This is a genomic window from Ligilactobacillus sp. Marseille-Q7487 (assembly GCF_949152225.1).
In the GTDB taxonomy this organism is placed as follows: Bacteria; Bacillota; Bacilli; order Lactobacillales; family Lactobacillaceae; genus Ligilactobacillus.
Map to the genome: position 1 here is coordinate 525222 of NZ_CASCJC010000001.1, position 18197 is coordinate 543418.

Below are 18197 nucleotides of genomic sequence, written 5' to 3' on the forward strand. Positions count from 1 at the left end.
TCATTAATGTTATTCTATACTCAGAAGTAGAGTAACCTTGAAAGGAGGGTGACGAAAATGACTACTGTTCAGTTAAATTCTAAGCAGATTTCTGCTATTAATAACTTCATGGGGGATTTCGAAGTTGTTAATGCGTTGGCTGATAGAAACCGTCAAAAAATCATTTATTTATTGTGTAGCTGTGCAGATGAAGGTATGACTGTAACTGATATTACAAATGAAATGTCAATTACTCAACCGGCTGTCTCACATCATTTAAAGATTTTGCGTGAAGCAGGTTTAGTATCATTTAGAAAAAATGGACTCCAAAGCTTATATTACCTAACATTGAACGACCCGTTAACTCATCTTGAAAAGGTAATCCATGATTTGAGAATGGAGATAGAGGAGTAATTTTGGGGATTAATAAGGCGATGGTTTTTAATCATCGCTTTTTTTATGTTTGCTGTTTGACTTTGACAATGGTATGCTAAAAATATTAGCAACTAAGGAGTGGAAAAAATTAAAACACAAAAATATTATGCGGTTGCGCAAGGAAAAAAAACGGGAATATATTTAACATGGGCTGAATGTGAAGCACATGTTAAAGGTTTTAAAGGCGCTAGATATAAAAGTTTTAAAACCAAAAAAGAAGCACAAGACTGGTTGAAAGGTTCTGTGAAAAAGGAAAGTACACAGGATAATTCTATTCAATTAGCACAAATTTATTTATATAGTGACGGTGGCTCACGCAATCATGGAAATAAAAAAGGCCAACACGTACAAGCAACAGATAAGGCCGCTTGGGCGTATTTAATCCAAAGAGCCGGACAAAATTACACGGGTGTAGATGGTGAATATGGTAGTACTAATAATCGCATGGAGTTATTAGGTTTATTAAATGGATTGCAGTTTATTTTGAAAAATGGTTGGCAAAATGAAAAAATTTATGCAATTTTAGATTCAAAATATATTTTGGATGCTTTAGGAAAAGGTTGGTTGCGTGGTTGGCAGGTTAATGGTTGGAAAAAAGCAAATGGTCAACCGGTAGCTAATAAGGAATTATGGCAACAACTCATTGAGGTTTTAATTTTGTTTCCTAATTTGAATTTTAGTTGGACTAAAGGTCATGCTAATAACAAGGGAAATAATTATGTAGATAAATTGTTAAATCAAAAGATGGATCAAATGTAAAAAGGAGTCAAATCGTTATTTGGGTTTGACTCCTTTTAGCTTAATCTGCAAAATATTGTAAAATTTCAGGGATTGTTAAGGCTTCTTTTTGTTTACCGCAGACATCCAAGACGATTTTGCCATCTTTTAAAATAATTGTACGGTTACCATATTTTAAAGCATCACTCAATTGATGAGTAATCATTAAACAGGTTAAGTTTTGGTTAGTAATTGTCTGATTAGTTAACTGCATTAGTTGAGCACTTGTTTTAGGATCAAGTGCGGCCGTGTGCTCATCTAATAATAGTAGTGCAGGCTTTTTTACTGTGGCCATCAAAAAACTTAAAGTTTGGCGCTGACCTCCGGAAAGGTTAGCAACAAAATTGTCAATATTATCAGCTAATTTGTTAGGAAGCTGGGCACATAAACTTGTTAGATATTCTTTTTTTGCTGTTAATTTGCGTAGGCGCAAAGTCCGACTTTGACCACGTTTTAGCGCTAATAAAAGATTTTCAGCCACTGTCATTCGTGGAGCAGTTCCAGCTTTAGGATCTTGAAAAACTTGTGCAATTAAGCCCATCTTTTTTTTAGTAGAAATTTTTTTAAAGGGCTGATTAGCCAAAAAAATTTCGCCTTGCGTAGGTTGTAATGTTCCATTAATAAGGTTTAGTAAGGTTGATTTACCAGCACCATTAGTTCCTAATAGAGTGATAAAGTCGCCTTGCTTGATGGTTAGGTTTAATTTATCGATAAGCTTTTTTTCTTCATTTGGGCCACTTTTTAGGGTAAGAGTGACATCTTTAAATTCTAAGAGTGTTTTTTTGGTCATTGTTTCGAGCTTCCTTTACTAAAAGTCTGACGAATTTTAAATTTTTGTTCTAAGGTTGGTAAACTTAAACAAAGGGTTAATATAATTGTTGAAATTAACTTAAAATCATTGGTATTAAATCCTAGTTGTAAAACGGCTAATAATACTAAACGATATAAAATACTGCCACACACTACGGCGACTAAACGTGCACTTAAGCTAAGTGGTCCATAAAGTACTTCACCGATAATAATAGCTGCTAAACCAATAACGATCGTTCCAATTCCCATACTAACATCAGCATAGCCATTGTTTTGTGCAAGCAAGCCACCAGACAAACCAACGAGTCCGTTGCCTAGCATCAAGCCTAAAATTTTCATTGCATCAGTGTTAATGCCTAAAGAATGAGCCATTTTTTGATTGTCACCTGTTGCAATGAAAGCTTGGCCAAGCTCGGTATTTAAAAAGAGTACGATTGCAAAGACTACAAGGGTAGTAATGGCTATTCCCAAAAAGACTAACTGAAAATTAGGAGTGAGATAATCAAAATATGAAAAAATGGTTGAAATATCCAACAATCCCACGGTAGCTTTGCCTAAAATTCGCAAATTGATAGAGTATAAAGCTGTCATGGTTAAAATTCCAGCTAGGAGAATGGGAATTTTTAGTTTGGTATATAAAACACCTGTAACTAAACCACTCAAACAACCGGCAAATAAGGCAAACAAGGTGGCAAATAAAGGACTGACACCATGAGTTAAGGCGCTGACGGTGACAACTGCACCTAAAGGAAAGGTTCCTTCAACAGTCATATCTGGGAAATTTAAGATTCTAAAGGTTAAAAAGACGCCTAGAGCTAGAATTGACCATAAAAGACCTTGGCCAATAGAAGAAGTAATTAGACTCATGAGATTATTTCTCCTTTCTGTTGTGCATGAGTGAGTAGTTCATTTGGAATTTGAATGTTAAGTTTTTGTGCTTGTTTAAGATTTAGGCTTAAATAAGTTTTTTTGACATGTCTAATTGCCATATTTGCTGGTTTTTTGCCTTTTAAAATTTCAGCAGCCATTTGACCTGTGAGTTTACCCAAATCAAATTGACTAACGCTAACAGTAGCTAAAGCTCCATCTTTTAATAAAGAAGAGGACGCTGAAAAAACGGGAACTTGATATTGAGTTGCTGTGTTGATAATGGTTGGAGCTGCTGAAGCAACATTGTTATCTGTAGGAAGATACAATGCTTGTACTTTTTGAGCAAGTACACTAGCAACTTGAGCAGCATCATTTGTCGAGCTTATGGTATATGGTTTGACGATTAAGCCTTGCTTTTTGGCTTGCCGAGCAAATTCTTGATAAGATGCGGTTGCTGAATCATCACTTGCCGTATATAAGACACCAATGGTTTTTAAATTAGGCAAGATTTTTTTAATCAAGGTAACTTGTTGTAAAACAGGCTCAACGTGCATAACACCAGTCACGTTTTGACCAGGATGTTTGAGATTGTTTACAAGTTTAGCACCAATAGGATCACTGATCGCCCCCATTACAACAGGAGTCGTTTTGGTAGTATTCGCTAAAGCTTGTGCCGCTGGCGTGGCAATACCAATCGTGACAGCACTGTTTTCATTAATAAAACGTTCACTCATGGTTTTTAATGAACTTTGATCATTTTGGGCATTTTGAAAGTCAATTTCGATATTTTTGTGATTGACAAAACCTTGTTGTTTTAAGCCAGCAATGATTCCTTGATGGATTTCATCCAAAGCAGGATGTGATGTTAATTGCAAGATTCCAACAATAGGTTTAGTATTATTATTATTTTTTTGTGGGCTAAAAAAGTTCCAAGTTAGAAAAATCCCTAAAATAACTAATGTAGTTAATAAGCGTTTCATATAATAATCCTCCTTTTATAATCCCTAACAGTTGTGTTGTAAAGAAAAAAGCCTTTTCTCGTCTTTACGGGAAAAGGCTTTTTAGCATTACCCGCACAATTTGCTGTGCGAGTCCATTAAAAAGTTGACCGGCACAGATACAACTGTCAAGGATTGTATCTGTCCTAAGCAAAAACAATCCTCATTACCGGTTTTGCCAACAAATGTTGCGGTTTAGAAATGTTAAGTATTGCATGTCAACTCTTCCTTTCGAATTTATTTTAAATAATTATAATCTTTTAAGTTTTTTAAGTCAAGTTTAAAAAGTTGTGTTAGATAAGTTTAAGATGTAGTATAATGTGTCCAAAAGGAAAACAATGTTTATCTTTCACGATTGGAGTGTTTACCATAAATATGAAACATAAATTAAGTATTGGGATTAGTACTGTTATAGTCGTAATTGGTGTAGCTTTGGGAGGCTTAGCATGGCATCAAGCTAAGCATTTCAATGCCAACGTAACTATTAATGGCGTTAAAGTCGGTGGTTTAGATGCTAAAGAAGCATTAGCTAAGTTAAAGACCATAACAATCGATAACGATGTCTATGTAGGGGAAAATTTAATCTATCGCGGTCAAACAACCAAAGCAGGCTTTACAACAAAAGATTTAGCTAAGGTTCAAACTGCTTTAAAGAAGCAATTTTCATTTTTCCCTAATAAAGCTAAGAAAAATTTGACAGTGGTACCGACTAAGGCAAGTAATTATCGGCAAACTACTTTGAAACAAGGAGTTCAAGTGGCGCTTGAAAAGGCTAATCAAACTAGACAAAAAGCAGTTGATGCTTATGCTTGGATTCAAGATGGGAAAGTACAAGTTGTTGATGCCAAAAAAGGTAATCAATATGATGTAGCAAAAATCTTACAACAGTATTCAAAGGTTTCAAGCACTAAAAGTTTACGTTTAAAGGAAGTCTTTTTACAACCAATAGGTGCTAAAGATGAAAGTATCAGTGAACAAAAAGAAGCGTTAGAAAAATTGTTACAGCGTCAAGTAACTTATGAGGTGCAAACAACGCCTTATGTATTTAAAGCAGAAGAATTATTAAATGGTACTAAATATCAAGATGGTAAATATCAGATTCAAACAAATGGAATTGAAGATAAAATTGCACAGATTAATGCAAGCCAAGCAACGTTAGGAAAGTCTTTTGCCTTTAAAACAACCGATGGAAATGTAATTAATGTTCAAGGTGAGACGTATGGTTGGGCAATCGATAAACAAGCAGCCACCCAAAGTATTGTTAAAGCTTTAGAAAATGATGTAAGTCAAATCAATGCTAAAGAAAATATTTATGGAAAAGGGTATTTGACTTATGGAACTGGATATGATGCATTAAGCAATGACGGTATCGGCGATACTTATGTGGAAGTTTCGTTAGCCCAACAACGCCTATGGATTTATAAAAATGGGCAACAAATACTAACTTGTACAGGTGTTACTGGGAATGTAGCAACAAACGAAAAAACACCAACCGGAGTGTATTACATTATGTATAAGCAATCGCCTTCTGTTTTGAAAGGTGTTCACTCTGATGGTGAGCACTATGAAATCGAAGTTAAGTACTGGGCACAATTTACTAATTCGGGTTGTGGTTTCCATGATGCTACATGGCGTACAAACTGGGATAAAGATGCTTACTTAACTGATGGATCTGGTGGATGCTTTAACTTGAGTCTTGAAGATGCACAAAAAGTTTATGATGCTGTTTTCCAAAAAGAACCAGTTATTGTTTATTAAAAAATTAACCGATTGTTAGTAGCAATCGGTTTTTTTGTGGCGTTAAGCTGGCAAATATGCTATAATTTGCTAAGTAATGGGGATGTTTTGGATTCGACAGGTATAGGTCGAGCCTAGATTGCGTTTGGTAGGTTGCGTCTACCATAAAACGCTCAGTTAAATATAACTGCAAAAAATAACAATAACTCTTACGCTTTAGCTGCCTAATCGGCCTAGCGTAGATCTGGCTTAGCATCGTCCATGTGCTAAACCCAGGTCCTATAATTAAGTGGACTACGCTTTAGACTTTCACCTAGAGTTTAAAGAAGAGTAACTTAGGTTAGCCGTTAATATTAGCCCTGTCATATGGCGCAGTTGGCGGTGAAATTTAAATAATATGACTATGAACGTAGATATTTAGGTGGCGATATGCTTGGACGCGGGTTCGATCCCCGCCATCTCCATCTAAAAACGCTCGCTAACTATAAAGTTGGCGGGCGTTTTTAATTTGTAATTAATTTAGAAAAGTTATACTAGCAAAAGCAGTGAGGAGATAAGAATTGAACAATAGGGAAATGCTTTGCTATAATGAAGATTAAAAAAGATAATGATTGGTGTACTTTTTATTCAAAGAAAAATCAAATTTGTTTGGTAAGCTAATCTTAGTAAAAACTGTGTAAGGATAGAAAAGAAAGGATTGTAAAGTTATGAAACTTTTGATGGTTGAAGATAATAAATCTGTTTCAGAAATGATGTCAATGTTTTTTGAAAAAGAAAAATGGGAAGTAGAATATGCCTATGATGGGCAACAAGCTGTCGAAATGTTTAGCCAAGATCCTGACAGTTGGGATATGATTACATTAGATTTAAACTTGCCTAAGATGGATGGGATGCAAGTTAATGCAGCAATCCGTAAAATATCAAAAACTGTTCCAATCATTATTTTAACGGCTAGAGATTCTGAAAGTGATCAAGTATTAGGATTAGAAATGGGAGCTGATGATTATGTGGTTAAACCATTTTCACCTATTACTTTGATTGCGCGCATTAAAGCTTTGCATAGACGAGCTGAACTTAATTTAAGTGATAAGAATTTAGAAACAAAAGCTGATACAAACCAAGCTTTTGATGTTAAAACGGATCATTTTAGTTTGAATACTAAAACTAGAGAGGCTTTCTTGTGCGGAAAGATGATTGAAGATTTAACCCCTAAAGAATTTGAATTATTAAAGACATTAGCTCAAAAACCACGACAAGTCTTTTCGCGCGATCAATTGTTACAACTAGTATGGGATTATGAATATTATGGAGATGAACGGACTGTTGATGCTCATATTAAAAAGATTAGACAAAAGATTGAAAAAGTTGGGCCACAAGTCATTCAAACTGTCTGGGGAGTAGGCTATAAGTTTGATGATTCTGAGGTAGAAAAACGATGAAATTTAAATTAATATATCAACAGATGTTAGGTTTTTTTACTGTTATTATTCTTTTGTTGATATGTTTAGCTTTTTCATTGTTTCATTTAACCAAACAAATGGTTTATCAAGATACCTGGGATCGTTTGGAAGGCTATGCTTACAGCTTGAAATCTGAAGCAATGACACTTCAAGTTACCGATAGTGGTTCAGAGTTTGTTTTAGATGTGACTAAGTTGCGTAATAGTGAAGTTATTTTACAAAATCAAAATGTACATTTCACAATTTACACAGCACCAGATAAAATTTTGTATCCAAGTTATGGCTTTAAATCGGTTATTTCTAATAGCGATTGGAAAAAACTCAAACAAGGACAAATTCTTAAACGTAAAAGTGATTTAGGCGGTCGTAAAAAGTTACTTGCTAAAGATCAAGGTAATCAAAATGACATGATACCAGATACAGTGACTAAACAACGTATGACCGATATCTTTGCGCCTTGTTTTGATCCCAATGGTAAATTAATTGCAGTCATATCGGTTGGTGCGACTGTTTCAAGTTTAGAAGAAAGTTTTCAAACTATTCGGCGCAATTTAGTATATACGCTAGTAGTTTCAGCCATTTTAGGGATTATCGGCAGTTATGTTTTAGCGCATTATACAGCTAAAAGAATTGCTGTATTGCGTAATGCAACTAAGCAAGTCGCTGAGGGTAACTTTGATGTTATTTTAAAAAATGGTCAGCGTGATGAAATTGATGATTTAGCTGCATCTTTCAATAAGATGACAACTTCGTTAAAAGAATCAAATGAAGAAATTAAGTGGCAAGAAGAACGGCGTCGCCAATTTATGGCGGATGCAGCTCATGAAATGCGCACACCATTGACAACGATTAATGGGTTGTTAGAAGGATTAGCCTATGATGCAATTCCTGAAGAGCGCAAAGGGCAATGTATTGAGTTGATGCAAAATGAAACTAAGCGTTTAATTCGCTTGGTAAACGAAAACCTTGATTATGAAAAGATTCGTTCTGGTCAGATTGCTTTATCTAAGACAACCTTTAATGCAGTTGATGCGATAAAAAATGTGGTTGCTCAATTAGACAAAAAAGCTCAAACGGCTAATGATACTTTTGAATTGGATATTCCAGCAGAAATTTCTGTTTATGCTGATTACGATCGGTTTGTGCAGATTTTATTGAACATTACTAAAAATGCAATTCAGTTTACAAACGATGGTGTGATTAAGATTACGGCTAAGCGACAAGGTGATGCAACAAAAATTCAAATCTCAGATACTGGTATTGGAATGACGGAAGAACAGATTAAAAATATTTGGGAAAGATATTATAAAGCCGATATTTCGCGTAAAAATACTAAGTATGGCGAATCAGGGCTTGGTTTAGCGATTGTGCATCAATTAATGCAACTTCATCAAGGAAAGATTGAAGTGACGAGTCAATTAGATCAAGGTTCAACTTTTACCTTGACTTTTCCTGATGAAAAAATCTAAAAAAACATCAAAGTAAGGATTACTTGCTTTGATGTTTTTTTATTTGAGTTTAAAAGATATATTGTAGTAAAAATGAACAAAGTGGGCCTATTTTTTAAAGCTATTTTTGCTTGTTTGAGAATGATTCGCAATTAGACGTAATAATAATAAATATAATTGAAAAATAAGATAGTTCTAGTTTTTTTATAAACATATTTTTATATTTTGTTTCTAATATTAAAAAAAGTTATCAAAATAGAATATAAAAAGATTAGTTTCCTTTTGTATGATTAATATATTTTTGTTGTTATAATTTTTTTGTTATATTTTTCGGTAAATATTTTTAAAGACCGATATAGGGGAGGAATATTTTGTACAACTTTAAATAACAAGCGTACAATGAGACTAGTTTTTAATAAATATAAATGAGGGTGAGAGTATGAAAGCTAGTTTATTTACTAGTTGTGTGGTCGATGCACTTTTTCCAAATGTTCCAATTGCAATGACTGAAGTCTTAGAACGTTTTGGAGTAGAAGTGTTATTACCAGATAAACAAGTTTGTTGTGGTCAACCGACATTAAATAGTGGGTATCGTAAAGCTTCTAGAAAAGTTTTGATTAACCAAATGGAAGCATTTAAGGATGCTGATTATATTGTAGGTGCAGCAGGAAGTTGTACAGCTACATTTAAAGAATATGCAGAATTTTTTAAAGATGATCCTGAATATGGACCATTAGCACGTTCTTTGAGCGAACGGACCTATGAGTTTACCCAATTTTTACATTATGTTTTAGGCTTGACTGATGTTGGTGCCACGTTAAATGCTAAGGTAACTTATCATCGTTCATGTCATATGACGCGAATTTTAAAAGAAAAGCAAACACCTTTTATTATGATGAATTATGTTAAAGGTTTGGAATATGTAGAATTGCCACATATTGAAAATTGCTGTGGCTTTGGGGGAACATTTTCTGTTAAAGAACCATTGATTTCAAATGCGATGGTAACAGAAAAAATGAACGATATTTTATCAACTAATGCCGAAGTTTTAGTGAGTGCAGATATGGCTTGCTTGATGAATATTGGTGGTAAATTAAACCGTGAAGGCAAGAAAATCAAGATTATGCATATCGCTGAAGTTTTAAATCATGATGTTGATGAAAGTCGGATTGCCTCATTGATTAAAAGAAGATAGGAGGCAAAATCATGGGATTAAAGACTAGTACATTAAGTTTTGAAGAACGTTGTGCAAAAAATATTAATGATCAACAAATGCAAGCGGCCATTAAAAAAGCTCAAGATAGTCAATGGATTAAGCGTGAAGGTGCACGTGCTGAGATTGGTGATTGGGAAAAATGGCGTGAGCTTGGCCAAGAAATTCGTCAACATACTTTAAATCATTTGCCAGATTACTTAGAGATGTTTGCACAAAATGTTGAAAAAAATGGCGGTAAGGTATTATTTGCTCAAACTGAAGAAGAAGCACGCGCTTATGTTAAAGAAATTACATTGGCTAAGAATGCTAAAAAAATTGTAAAAGCTAAGTCAATGGTAACAACTGAAGTAGGCTTAGATCCAATGTTTCTAGATATGGGATTAGAAGTTATTGAATCTGATTTAGCTGAATTTATCTTACAAATGGATAATTGGGACGAACCTTCCCATATTGTTTTTCCAAATATTCATAAAGATCGTAACCAAATTCAAAGAATCTTTAATAAATTAGGATATGAAGGTTCAAATGAACCAGAAGAAATGGCTAAGTTTGCGCGTAAAGTTTTACGTGAACATTTCTTGACCGCTGATATTGGCATTACTGGTTGTAATTTTGCGATTGCTAATAACGGGATGATTAACTTGGTTACAAATGAAGGAAATGCCGATTTAGTAATTGCTATTCCTAAGACACAAATTGTGTTGATGGGAATGGAACGTATCGTACCAAGTATGCAAGAAGCAGAAGTATTAGATACATTATTATGTCGAAGTGCGGTTGGACAAAAATTAACGAGTTATGTAACATTTACAGGAAGAAAAGCAAAAGATGAAGCAGATGGTCCAGAAGATTTTTATGTAATTGTAGTCGATAATGGACGTTCGAATGCTTTAGGGACAAAATTCCAAGAAATGTTACAATGCATTCGTTGTGGTGCATGTTTAAATGTTTGTCCTGTTTATCGTCACATCGGTGGACATGGTTATGGTTCGATTTATCCAGGACCAATGGGTGCAGTGTTATCACCAATTTTGGGAGGATATGAAGAATTTGGTGAATTGCCATATGCTTCCAGTCTTTGTGGAGCATGTAGTGAAACTTGTCCAGTCAAAATTCCATTGCACAAATTATTAATCGAACATCGTACTGTGATGGCGGATGAATTGAAGAGAACTAGCAAATTAGAAAAATTAGGAATGGAAGTAACAGCGGCTGTTACAGGCTCGGCTCCTGTCTTTAAATTTGTTGAACATGTTGATCATCTTGGTTCAGCGATTGTAACTAAGAAAGGTGAAACTTCCGTAGAAAATCTCTATAATCATGATGGCTACATTAATAAAGCTCCGGCAATTGCTAAAAATTGGACGGATTATCGTGATTTGCCACGACCACCTAAAGAAAAAGATACTTTCCGTGAGTGGTTTAAGTATCACCAAGCACAAAAGGAGGGCAAGTAGATGTTTGCTAATGCTGATGAAAAACAAACGGCTTTTTTGGATAATTTAGCAACAAAACTTAATTATCAACGACATTCTCTTGCAAAAGAACCGTTTATTCCTCAAAACAAAGTTAATAAAGAACATATGCAAGGCTTGAGTCAAGATGAGCTATGTCAAATTGCCCAAAAACAATCTGCCGATATTTATACCGATTTTAAGTTGGTAACAAAAGATAACTTGGCTAAGGTTTTAGAAGAAGTGATTACGGCGAAAGGATCTGGCAAGGTGATTGTGCCAAATGATCGACGCTTTGCTCAATATGACCTAACAAAGGTTTGCCAAGCACATGATACCTATGTTTGGCAAGCTGGTGAAGATAAGCGGACGGACAATATCCAAGCTGCTAATCAAGCAAATGTGGGAATTGCTTTTGGTGAATATTTATTGGCAGAATCGGCAACAATGGTCTTAGAGACTAATCCAGGTCATGGACGGTCATTACATTTCTTGCCACAACATTTCATCGCAATTGTTCCTAAAAGTCAGATAGTTCCACGAATTACGCAAGCAACCCAAGCTTATAACCAAAAAGTTTTGCAAGGTGAAAAAATTGGAACTAACTTGAGTTTTATTTCTGGTCCATCTAACTCTGGTGATATTGAAATGATTTTAGTTGTTGGGGTTCATGGCCCATTATCAATGACGTATTTAGTGATTGAAGACGCATAATGATTTGAAAATAAAGGCTAATATGAAAGCTCTTTGTGAAGAGAAGTTCATATTAGCCTTTTTTATTAAAAATTTTTGATTTCTTTGATTAGGCACAATAAATATTTGCAAATTTTTTCTGCGGAGTCTGTAGTTTGGTCTGTTAGGAAATTGGCTAGTTGTTTTTGATAGGGGCCAACAGGATTGGGAATAGTCGGAATTTCTTGATTTTGTTGAATTAGATAATCTGTAGAAACATTAAGCGCTTTAGCTATTTTGTAAAGACTTTCTACATTGATTTTTCTAGCCAAACCACGTTCAATCTTAGAAAGATAGTTGACGGTTAGATCGCTAAATTCAGCTAATTGTTCTTGAGTCATTTTTTGTTTACAGCGTTCGTTAGCGATATTTTTTCCTAGATTGCTGATTTCACGCATTTTTAACATCTCCTTTAAGTTGATTATAGTCGTGTGCGCGTGAAAAAAGCCCCCAGTTTTGGGAATTAAAAAAGAGCCGTCATTTTACGGCTCTTTTGTTAATCTTGTTTATTGCTATCTTCTGGTAATTGTGTCTGTTTGTCGCTACCGTTTGTTAATTCGGGAGCGTCGGTGACATAAAGATTAGTCGTCGTTTGGTCATTATTTTTAGACCAAAGACTAGTTGATTTGTCACCGAGTTGTTGTTCGATGGTTGTCATTTTTTGGACGGCATCCTTATAGGTGTATTTTTTAGGATCAACCGGAACAAAACCTTGCGGAACATAGAAACGCAAGAGATTCTTGTTGTTTAAGGAATCTGATAAGGCTAGTTCTGTGCTAACTTTTTGGCGATCAGCTTCAAGTTGTTCTTGCACCTTTTTTGAAGGATGTGTAACAACATTTCCGGTTCCATTTTCATAAATTGTACTACCAATTACCGTATATTTTGGAGTAATGAAGTTTTCGTTTCTAAAGGCGACGACTTGATCGTGATCTTTAGAGAAAAGATCGGTACCAAACTGCAAGTAATTGCGTGAATCGATCCCTACCAAATGAAGGAGGGTTGGTAAAACATCGATTTCACCACCATATTGTTCTTGAATCCCACCATTGGTTTGCCCTGGAATGTGAATCATAAACGGCACGCGTTGGAGTTGTGCGTTGTCATAATCACTCCAAGTCGAAGATGATTTCCCTAATAAGGGAGCCAACTTGAGATTGCGCGTATTTGAAATGCCGTAATGATCGCCGTATAAGACGATTACGGAATTATCATACAATCCAGATTTTTTTAAGTAATCGAAGAATTGTTGAATTGCTTGATCGAGATAATGAGCGGTCACAAAATAATTATTGATCGAGTTATCATCGGTATTAGCTGCTTTAAAGGTTGTATTTTGCTCATCTAAAACGTATGGGAAGTGATTGGTTACCGTAATGAACTTAGCGTAAAACGGTTGTTGTAAATGCTCAAGGTATTTAATTGAATCATGGAATAACAATTTATCTTTGATTCCGTATTCAGTCGAGTTATTAGCATTTGAATCGAAATAACTAGAGTCAAAGAAATATTGATAGCCTAAGTTTTTATAGACATTATCGCGATTCCAAAATGAGCCGTTATTACCATGAAAGACCGCACTGGTGTAACCAAGATTTTGATTCAAAATGGCAGGAGCACCTTCAAAAGTATTATCGGTTCCTAATGCAGAAAAAAGTGAACCTTGTGGTAAACCATAAGTACTTGTTTCAAGCATGTTTTCAGCATCAGAGGTTTTACCTTGTCCGACTTGATTAAAGAAGTTTGCAAAACTAAAAGTTTGATTACTATTATATAAACTATTTAAAAATGGTGTAACTTCTTTACCATCTAATTTATAGTTGATTAAAAATTGTTGGAAACTTTCCAAATGAATGATGATGATATTTTTATTTTTAGCAATACCAAACATCTTATCATCAGGCTGAGCATAGTGTTGCTTAGTAAAGTCAATGATTTTATTTAGATCAGAGCTTTCTGCTCGATTTCGAGCCTGATTATTTTTGGCAGTTTTTAGACCATCATAAATCGTAAAAGTATCAATACCTAAATATTTAACTAGATAATTGCGATCAAATGTTCTAGTCAATAATTGTGGCCGATCTATTTCACCTAATGTAATATTTAGCATCAAGAAAAACAGTGCAAAACTGGTTAAAGCCACTGCTTGTCTACGGACAATGGGACGTTTATCAAGTTTGATTTTTTTAGTGAATAATAATCCTAATACAATTACGATATCAATAACTTGAAGGATATCTTGGGGTTTAAGTAATGCAAAAGAACTACCACTTAAGCCAGTTGAAACACTAGAATAACCGAAGATGACGTTGATGGTCATAAAATCGGTAAATTCCCGATAATAGATGATACTAAATAATAAAAGCGCACTGTTGGCAATATATAACAAAAGCATACAGATATAAGCGGGTAAGGTTTTGCGAATATATTGCGCGATCCCAAAGAAGAGTAAGGTTGTGGCGATAGGATTAAGTAGTAAGATGAAGTATTGATAAATACCACTGACACCTAAATGAAAATCAATCAAATAAGCAAGAATTGTTTTTAACCAAAATAAAAAGGTTAGTAACGTCAAAAACCCCCACCGAGTGTTGACAAAGGCTTTTAGTTTTTTTAACTGCACAATACTGACGTCCTTTCAAAAAAATTTGGAAGCTTAATTCATTTTAAACCAAGCTTGAAATTTAAGTCAATTTAGTGGAGACGATATTAGGAAAGTTTTTAGGTTTTAACCAAATTTAAGTAATTTTAAGTAGAAATCATAATTTATCGTCAAATTTATTCCGCAAAGGCCTCCAAATGTAGTATAATAAAACACGTAGAGAAAAACATTTTAGAGGAGAGAAGAACATGGCTCATATTTCTTTTGATAGTTCTAATTTGACTAAATTCGTTCATGATAACGAATTAGCTGAAATGCAAGCAATGGTAAATGCTGCAGATACCCAATTACGCGAAGGAACAGGTGCTGGTAATGATTTTCGCGGATTCTTAAACTTACCAGTAGATTACGACAAGGCTGAATTTGAAAGAATCAAAGCAGCAGCTAAAAAGATTCAAGCAGAATCAGAAGTCTTAGTTGTGATCGGAATCGGTGGTTCTTATTTAGGTGCCCGTGCAGCCATCGAATTTATGCATCATTCATTTTATAACTTATTACCAGCAGATAAGCGTAACAATGCACCACAAATTTTCTTTGCTGGTAACTCTATTTCATCATCATACGTTTATGACTTATTAGATTTAATTGGTGATCGTGATTTTTCTGTGAATGTAATTTCTAAATCTGGTACAACAACAGAACCATCAATCGCATTCCGTGTCTTCAAAGAAAAATTGATTGAAAAATACGGTGTTGAAGGTGCTAAATCACGTATTTACGCAACAACTGACCGTGCTCGTGGTGCACTTAAGACAGAAGCAGATGCTCAAGGTTATGAAACATTTGTAATTCCTGATGATGTTGGTGGACGCTTCTCAGTTTTAACACCAGTTGGTTTATTACCAATCGCTGCTTCTGGCGCAGACATCGATGCTTTGATGCAAGGTGCTGCTGATGCACGTGCAGAATATAAGGATGCAGATTTAGCTAAAAACGAAGCTTATCAATATGCTGCTTTACGTAACATCTTATATCGTAAAGGCTATACAACTGAAATTCTTGAAAACTATGAACCATCATTACAATACTTCTCTGAATGGTGGAAACAATTGATGGGTGAATCAGAAGGTAAAGATCAAAAAGGTATCTATCCATCTTCTGCAAACTTCTCAACTGATTTGCATTCTTTGGGTCAATATATCCAAGAAGGTCGTCGCAACTTGATGGAAACTGTTATCAAGGTTAATAAACCAAACCATGATGTAGCTATTCCACAAGATGAAGAAAACTTAGATGGTTTAGGCTATCTTGAAGGTAAGACAATGGACTTTGTAAATACCAAAGCTTTCCAAGGTGTTGTTTTAGCTCATACAGACGGTGATGTGCCTAACATGATCGTTAATATTCCAGATCAAAGTGCCTATACTTTAGGTTACTTGATTTACTTCTTTGAAATTGCGGTTTCTATTTCTGGCTACTTGAATGGTATCAATCCATTTAATCAACCAGGTGTTGAAGCATACAAGAACAACATGTTTGCTTTATTAGGTCGTCCTGGTTATGAAGAATTAGGCGAACAATTAGCGCAACGTTTGAAGTAAAATAAGAAATAACGGCTCTTTGAATGGAGTCATTGCTAAAGATTAAAGTTATAAATTTTAATTTTTAAGCTCTCTTTACTGTTTTTTCCAGTGAGGAGGGCTTTTTTATATGTGTTACAATTCAAAAAACATTGGAATTTTTTGATAACCTTTAAAGCAAAGAACTTACAAAACGGATTGAGGTAGCAAAGCCTGATGTCTTTTATTTTGGTAGACATCTTTCTTAAAAGAGCTGATTTCAATATTTTTATATGTTTGTTTTGCTTTTTTACAAAAAAATTAGGACTGATTGGAATTTTGTCAGTCCTAAAAATTATAGAGCCTTTGTTAACTAGTTAAGTTATAGCAACTTTTAACCAACTTGACTGGTACCATCGTTATAATTTAAGGTTACACCGGGCTGAACGTTAAAGATATAAACATTAAATTCAACAGCGGAACTGTTGACCGATTGTGCCCTTAATTGCACGCCACGTGCTAAAAGTTCGCTACCTGCAAATATTGGACGCACACTATAGCGTACATAGTTGTTAGGGTTTTGCTTGAGGTATTGGGCGATGTGATTTTCATAATCAACCATCCCAGGATCGTTTAATTGCCGAGTTCCTGTCATTAAATTTTTGATGTTATTATTTTGTCCAGTCAACTGAAAACCAATTAAGTGACTACGGTTATATAACCAGCCAGAAGAAATTTTTTTATTATGCCAGCCCGTCGGATTGATATATAAACGTTCGCGCGGTTGTGTAGGCATAAGATTTTTGTTTAATAATGCATCAGCAGTAGTTACGCGGTTAAGTGTATCTAAATCACCATAGTGTTGCCAAGCTCCTTTAGAAGTATCTAAATCAGCAGCACTAAAACCTGGTTCATTGTTGTTGATAGCGATTACTTCTTGTCCACTATAAGCAAGTGTGCTTAAATCAGGTGTCGGATTGTTAAGCGTAGTCAAGCTGGTAGATGCGTTTGCTTGGTTGGTTTGTGTATTAGTTAAGCTTTCTAAGGTGGCTTGATTAGTTGCGAGCTCATGTTGTTCTTGCTTTATTTCTTCTTCAAGTTGCTCGTTTTTATCCTCTAGTCGTTGTGCTTGCTTTTTAGGCTGATCGTTGACGATTGTTTTGACGACTTCTTTAGGCTGAGGCGAAGGCGGTAGAGGATCGCTAGAAATTCCTAAGCCATAGCCACTAGTCAATAAAGCAACGACTAAGAAAAATTTTAGAGAGCGTTTATTTTTTTTAGGCTTTTGGTAAAAATAAGCGGCACTACCAATGCCACATAAAACTAAGAGGGTTGCTAATGTTGTCATCTGTTTTCTCCTTTAACGTTTTGCTTTGCGATAACCAGCGGCTTGAGCTTCTTGCTCAGTATTAAAATAAACGGCATTAGCAGCATTCATCTTATAGCCGGCTTGGTCGGGGGTATGATAAATCTTGGAATTGATGTTACCAACGATTTTAGGTTGTTGATCTGTTTGAATTTCTGCAGTATTTTGAGCCTGCGAACTGCTTGTTTGCGTTTGTTGTTCTTGCTTTTTAGCTTGAGCTACTTGATTTTGCATGCTAGCTGCTAGTGAAGCAGCAAGACTGCTACTTTGTGCTAGTGAACTTTCCTTAGCTTTTAGCTCATCTATTTGTTGATTGATTTGCTTGTTTTGTTTTTCAAGGTCATCTTGTTGCTGACTTAATAGCTCATATTTGTCTTTGGCTTGAGCGAGTTGCTTTTGTCCAACTGTTTTTTTGATGATTTTGACTGTAGTTTTAGGTTGAGGTGCCGGCCAAGCATTAGGATAAATAAGCATCAATCCTAAAATTCCTAAAAATAAAAAGAAGTTGTATTTTTGCCAACGCTTTTTTTGTAAGAAATCTTTGCGTTTGATAAACCAATTAATTAATGCACCAATTTGAAAAAATAATAAGATCAGGATTAAGCCTATTCGAATATCATTCATAAAAAAACTCCTTAGATATTTATAACTTAATTTTAACAGAAATTCCTTTATTTTTTTAGAAGGATACTTCATAATCGTTGCATTTTTTTAAAATCTTAGAGATAATTAAAGTGAGAAAAATTTTTTCTAG

At 34.8% G+C, this 18197-nt stretch carries 16 protein-coding genes and 1 other RNA gene; 10 read left to right on the plus strand and 7 right to left on the minus strand.

Annotated features, from left to right (window positions below; genetic code table 11):
• Window positions 1-57: 57 nt before the first annotated feature.
• Window positions 58-393 carry a metalloregulator ArsR/SmtB family transcription factor gene (locus QM017_RS02565; protein WP_178195867.1) on the plus strand — a complete coding sequence of 112 codons (336 nt, stop codon included), beginning with the start codon at window positions 58-60 and terminating at the stop codon, window positions 391-393.
• Window positions 394-492: 99 nt separating this feature from the next.
• Entirely contained in the window at window positions 493-1173 is a 681-nt protein-coding gene (locus QM017_RS02570; RefSeq protein WP_178195865.1) for a ribonuclease H family protein, read from the plus strand.
• A 40-nt stretch (window positions 1174-1213) separates the two neighbouring features.
• Here the strand turns inward: QM017_RS02570 and QM017_RS02575 are convergent, their stop codons facing one another.
• The 3 genes from QM017_RS02575 to trpX are packed head-to-tail and all read right to left on the minus strand — an operon-like array spanning window position 1214 to window position 3851.
• The gene (locus QM017_RS02575; protein ID WP_178195863.1) at window positions 1214-1981 is read right to left on the minus strand and encodes an ATP-binding cassette domain-containing protein; all 768 of its coding nucleotides are present in this window, start codon (window positions 1979-1981) and stop codon (window positions 1214-1216) included.
• Window positions 1978-2868: an ABC transporter permease gene (locus QM017_RS02580; protein ID WP_282708764.1), complete on the minus strand. Its 891-nt coding sequence runs from the start codon at window positions 2866-2868 to the stop codon at window positions 1978-1980. Before QM017_RS02580 ends, QM017_RS02575 begins: the two co-directional genes overlap by 4 nt.
• On the minus strand, window positions 2865-3851 hold the full coding sequence (gene trpX / locus QM017_RS02585) for a tryptophan ABC transporter substrate-binding protein (RefSeq protein ID WP_282708765.1): 987 nt from the start codon (window positions 3849-3851) through the stop codon (window positions 2865-2867). Before trpX ends, QM017_RS02580 begins: the two co-directional genes overlap by 4 nt.
• A 393-nt stretch (window positions 3852-4244) precedes the next feature.
• On the opposite strand from trpX, the gene QM017_RS02590 reads away from it, so the two are divergent.
• The 7 genes from QM017_RS02590 to QM017_RS02620 all read left to right on the plus strand — a co-directional run bounded on the left by QM017_RS02590 (window position 4245) and on the right by QM017_RS02620 (window position 11898).
• Complete coding sequence (locus QM017_RS02590; protein WP_282708766.1) at window positions 4245-5627, plus strand: L,D-transpeptidase family protein; 1383 nt, start codon at window positions 4245-4247, stop codon at window positions 5625-5627.
• Window positions 5628-5705: 78 nt separating this feature from the next.
• Window positions 5706-6073: a transfer-messenger RNA gene (gene ssrA, locus QM017_RS02595) on the plus strand.
• Between the two features lie 240 nt (window positions 6074-6313).
• Window positions 6314-7045 carry a response regulator transcription factor gene (locus tag QM017_RS02600; RefSeq protein ID WP_282708767.1) on the plus strand — a complete coding sequence of 244 codons (732 nt, stop codon included), beginning with the start codon at window positions 6314-6316 and terminating at the stop codon, window positions 7043-7045.
• On the plus strand, window positions 7042-8535 hold the full coding sequence (locus QM017_RS02605) for a HAMP domain-containing sensor histidine kinase (protein WP_282708768.1): 1494 nt from the start codon (window positions 7042-7044) through the stop codon (window positions 8533-8535). The genes QM017_RS02600 and QM017_RS02605 overlap by 4 nt, the downstream gene beginning before the upstream one ends.
• A 418-nt stretch (window positions 8536-8953) precedes the next feature.
• Window positions 8954-9709, plus strand: coding sequence for a (Fe-S)-binding protein (locus QM017_RS02610; RefSeq protein ID WP_178195851.1), 756 nt, complete (start codon window positions 8954-8956; stop codon window positions 9707-9709).
• 11 nt (window positions 9710-9720) lie between these two features.
• Window positions 9721-11187: a LutB/LldF family L-lactate oxidation iron-sulfur protein gene (locus tag QM017_RS02615; protein WP_282708771.1), complete on the plus strand. Its 1467-nt coding sequence runs from the start codon at window positions 9721-9723 to the stop codon at window positions 11185-11187.
• Window positions 11188-11898, plus strand: coding sequence for a lactate utilization protein C (locus tag QM017_RS02620; protein WP_282708773.1), 711 nt, complete (start codon window positions 11188-11190; stop codon window positions 11896-11898).
• 65 nt (window positions 11899-11963) lie between these two features.
• Here the strand turns inward: QM017_RS02620 and QM017_RS02625 are convergent, their stop codons facing one another.
• The gene (locus QM017_RS02625) at window positions 11964-12314 is read right to left on the minus strand and encodes a helix-turn-helix transcriptional regulator (RefSeq protein ID WP_282708774.1); all 351 of its coding nucleotides are present in this window, start codon (window positions 12312-12314) and stop codon (window positions 11964-11966) included.
• A gap of 98 nt (window positions 12315-12412) precedes the next feature.
• Window positions 12413-14539 carry an LTA synthase family protein gene (locus QM017_RS02630; protein ID WP_282708775.1) on the minus strand — a complete coding sequence of 709 codons (2127 nt, stop codon included), beginning with the start codon at window positions 14537-14539 and terminating at the stop codon, window positions 12413-12415.
• A gap of 227 nt (window positions 14540-14766) precedes the next feature.
• On the opposite strand from QM017_RS02630, the gene QM017_RS02635 reads away from it, so the two are divergent.
• Window positions 14767-16119, plus strand: coding sequence for a glucose-6-phosphate isomerase (locus QM017_RS02635; RefSeq protein WP_282708777.1), 1353 nt, complete (start codon window positions 14767-14769; stop codon window positions 16117-16119).
• A gap of 352 nt (window positions 16120-16471) precedes the next feature.
• On the opposite strand, the gene QM017_RS02640 is transcribed toward QM017_RS02635, so the two are convergent.
• Complete coding sequence (locus QM017_RS02640; RefSeq protein ID WP_282708778.1) at window positions 16472-17425, minus strand: DNA/RNA non-specific endonuclease; 954 nt, start codon at window positions 17423-17425, stop codon at window positions 16472-16474.
• A 12-nt stretch (window positions 17426-17437) separates the two neighbouring features.
• Entirely contained in the window at window positions 17438-18067 is a 630-nt protein-coding gene (locus tag QM017_RS02645; protein WP_282708779.1) for a hypothetical protein, read from the minus strand.
• Between the last annotated feature and the right edge of the window lie 130 nt (window positions 18068-18197).

Excerpts from the sequence above, each read along its gene's own strand:
- QM017_RS02565 (WP_178195867.1), top strand. The coding sequence starts at position 58 with ATGACTACTGTTCAGTTAAATTCTAAGCAGATTTCTGCTATTAATAAC.
- QM017_RS02600 (WP_282708767.1), top strand. The coding sequence starts at position 6,314 with ATGAAACTTTTGATGGTTGAAGATAATAAATCTGTTTCAGAAATGATG.
- QM017_RS02625 (WP_282708774.1), bottom strand. The coding sequence starts at position 12,314 with ATGCGTGAAATCAGCAATCTAGGAAAAAATATCGCTAACGAACGCTGT.
- QM017_RS02610 (WP_178195851.1), top strand. The coding sequence starts at position 8,954 with ATGAAAGCTAGTTTATTTACTAGTTGTGTGGTCGATGCACTTTTTCCA.
- QM017_RS02580 (WP_282708764.1), bottom strand. The coding sequence starts at position 2,868 with ATGAGTCTAATTACTTCTTCTATTGGCCAAGGTCTTTTATGGTCAATT.
- QM017_RS02640 (WP_282708778.1), bottom strand. The coding sequence starts at position 17,425 with ATGACAACATTAGCAACCCTCTTAGTTTTATGTGGCATTGGTAGTGCC.
- QM017_RS02635 (WP_282708777.1), top strand. The coding sequence starts at position 14,767 with ATGGCTCATATTTCTTTTGATAGTTCTAATTTGACTAAATTCGTTCAT.
- QM017_RS02615 (WP_282708771.1), top strand. The coding sequence starts at position 9,721 with ATGGGATTAAAGACTAGTACATTAAGTTTTGAAGAACGTTGTGCAAAA.
- QM017_RS02590 (WP_282708766.1), top strand. The coding sequence starts at position 4,245 with ATGAAACATAAATTAAGTATTGGGATTAGTACTGTTATAGTCGTAATT.
- QM017_RS02605 (WP_282708768.1), top strand. The coding sequence starts at position 7,042 with ATGAAATTTAAATTAATATATCAACAGATGTTAGGTTTTTTTACTGTT.
- QM017_RS02645 (WP_282708779.1), bottom strand. The coding sequence starts at position 18,067 with ATGAATGATATTCGAATAGGCTTAATCCTGATCTTATTATTTTTTCAA.
- QM017_RS02620 (WP_282708773.1), top strand. The coding sequence starts at position 11,188 with ATGTTTGCTAATGCTGATGAAAAACAAACGGCTTTTTTGGATAATTTA.
- QM017_RS02575 (WP_178195863.1), bottom strand. The coding sequence starts at position 1,981 with ATGACCAAAAAAACACTCTTAGAATTTAAAGATGTCACTCTTACCCTA.
- trpX (WP_282708765.1), bottom strand. The coding sequence starts at position 3,851 with ATGAAACGCTTATTAACTACATTAGTTATTTTAGGGATTTTTCTAACT.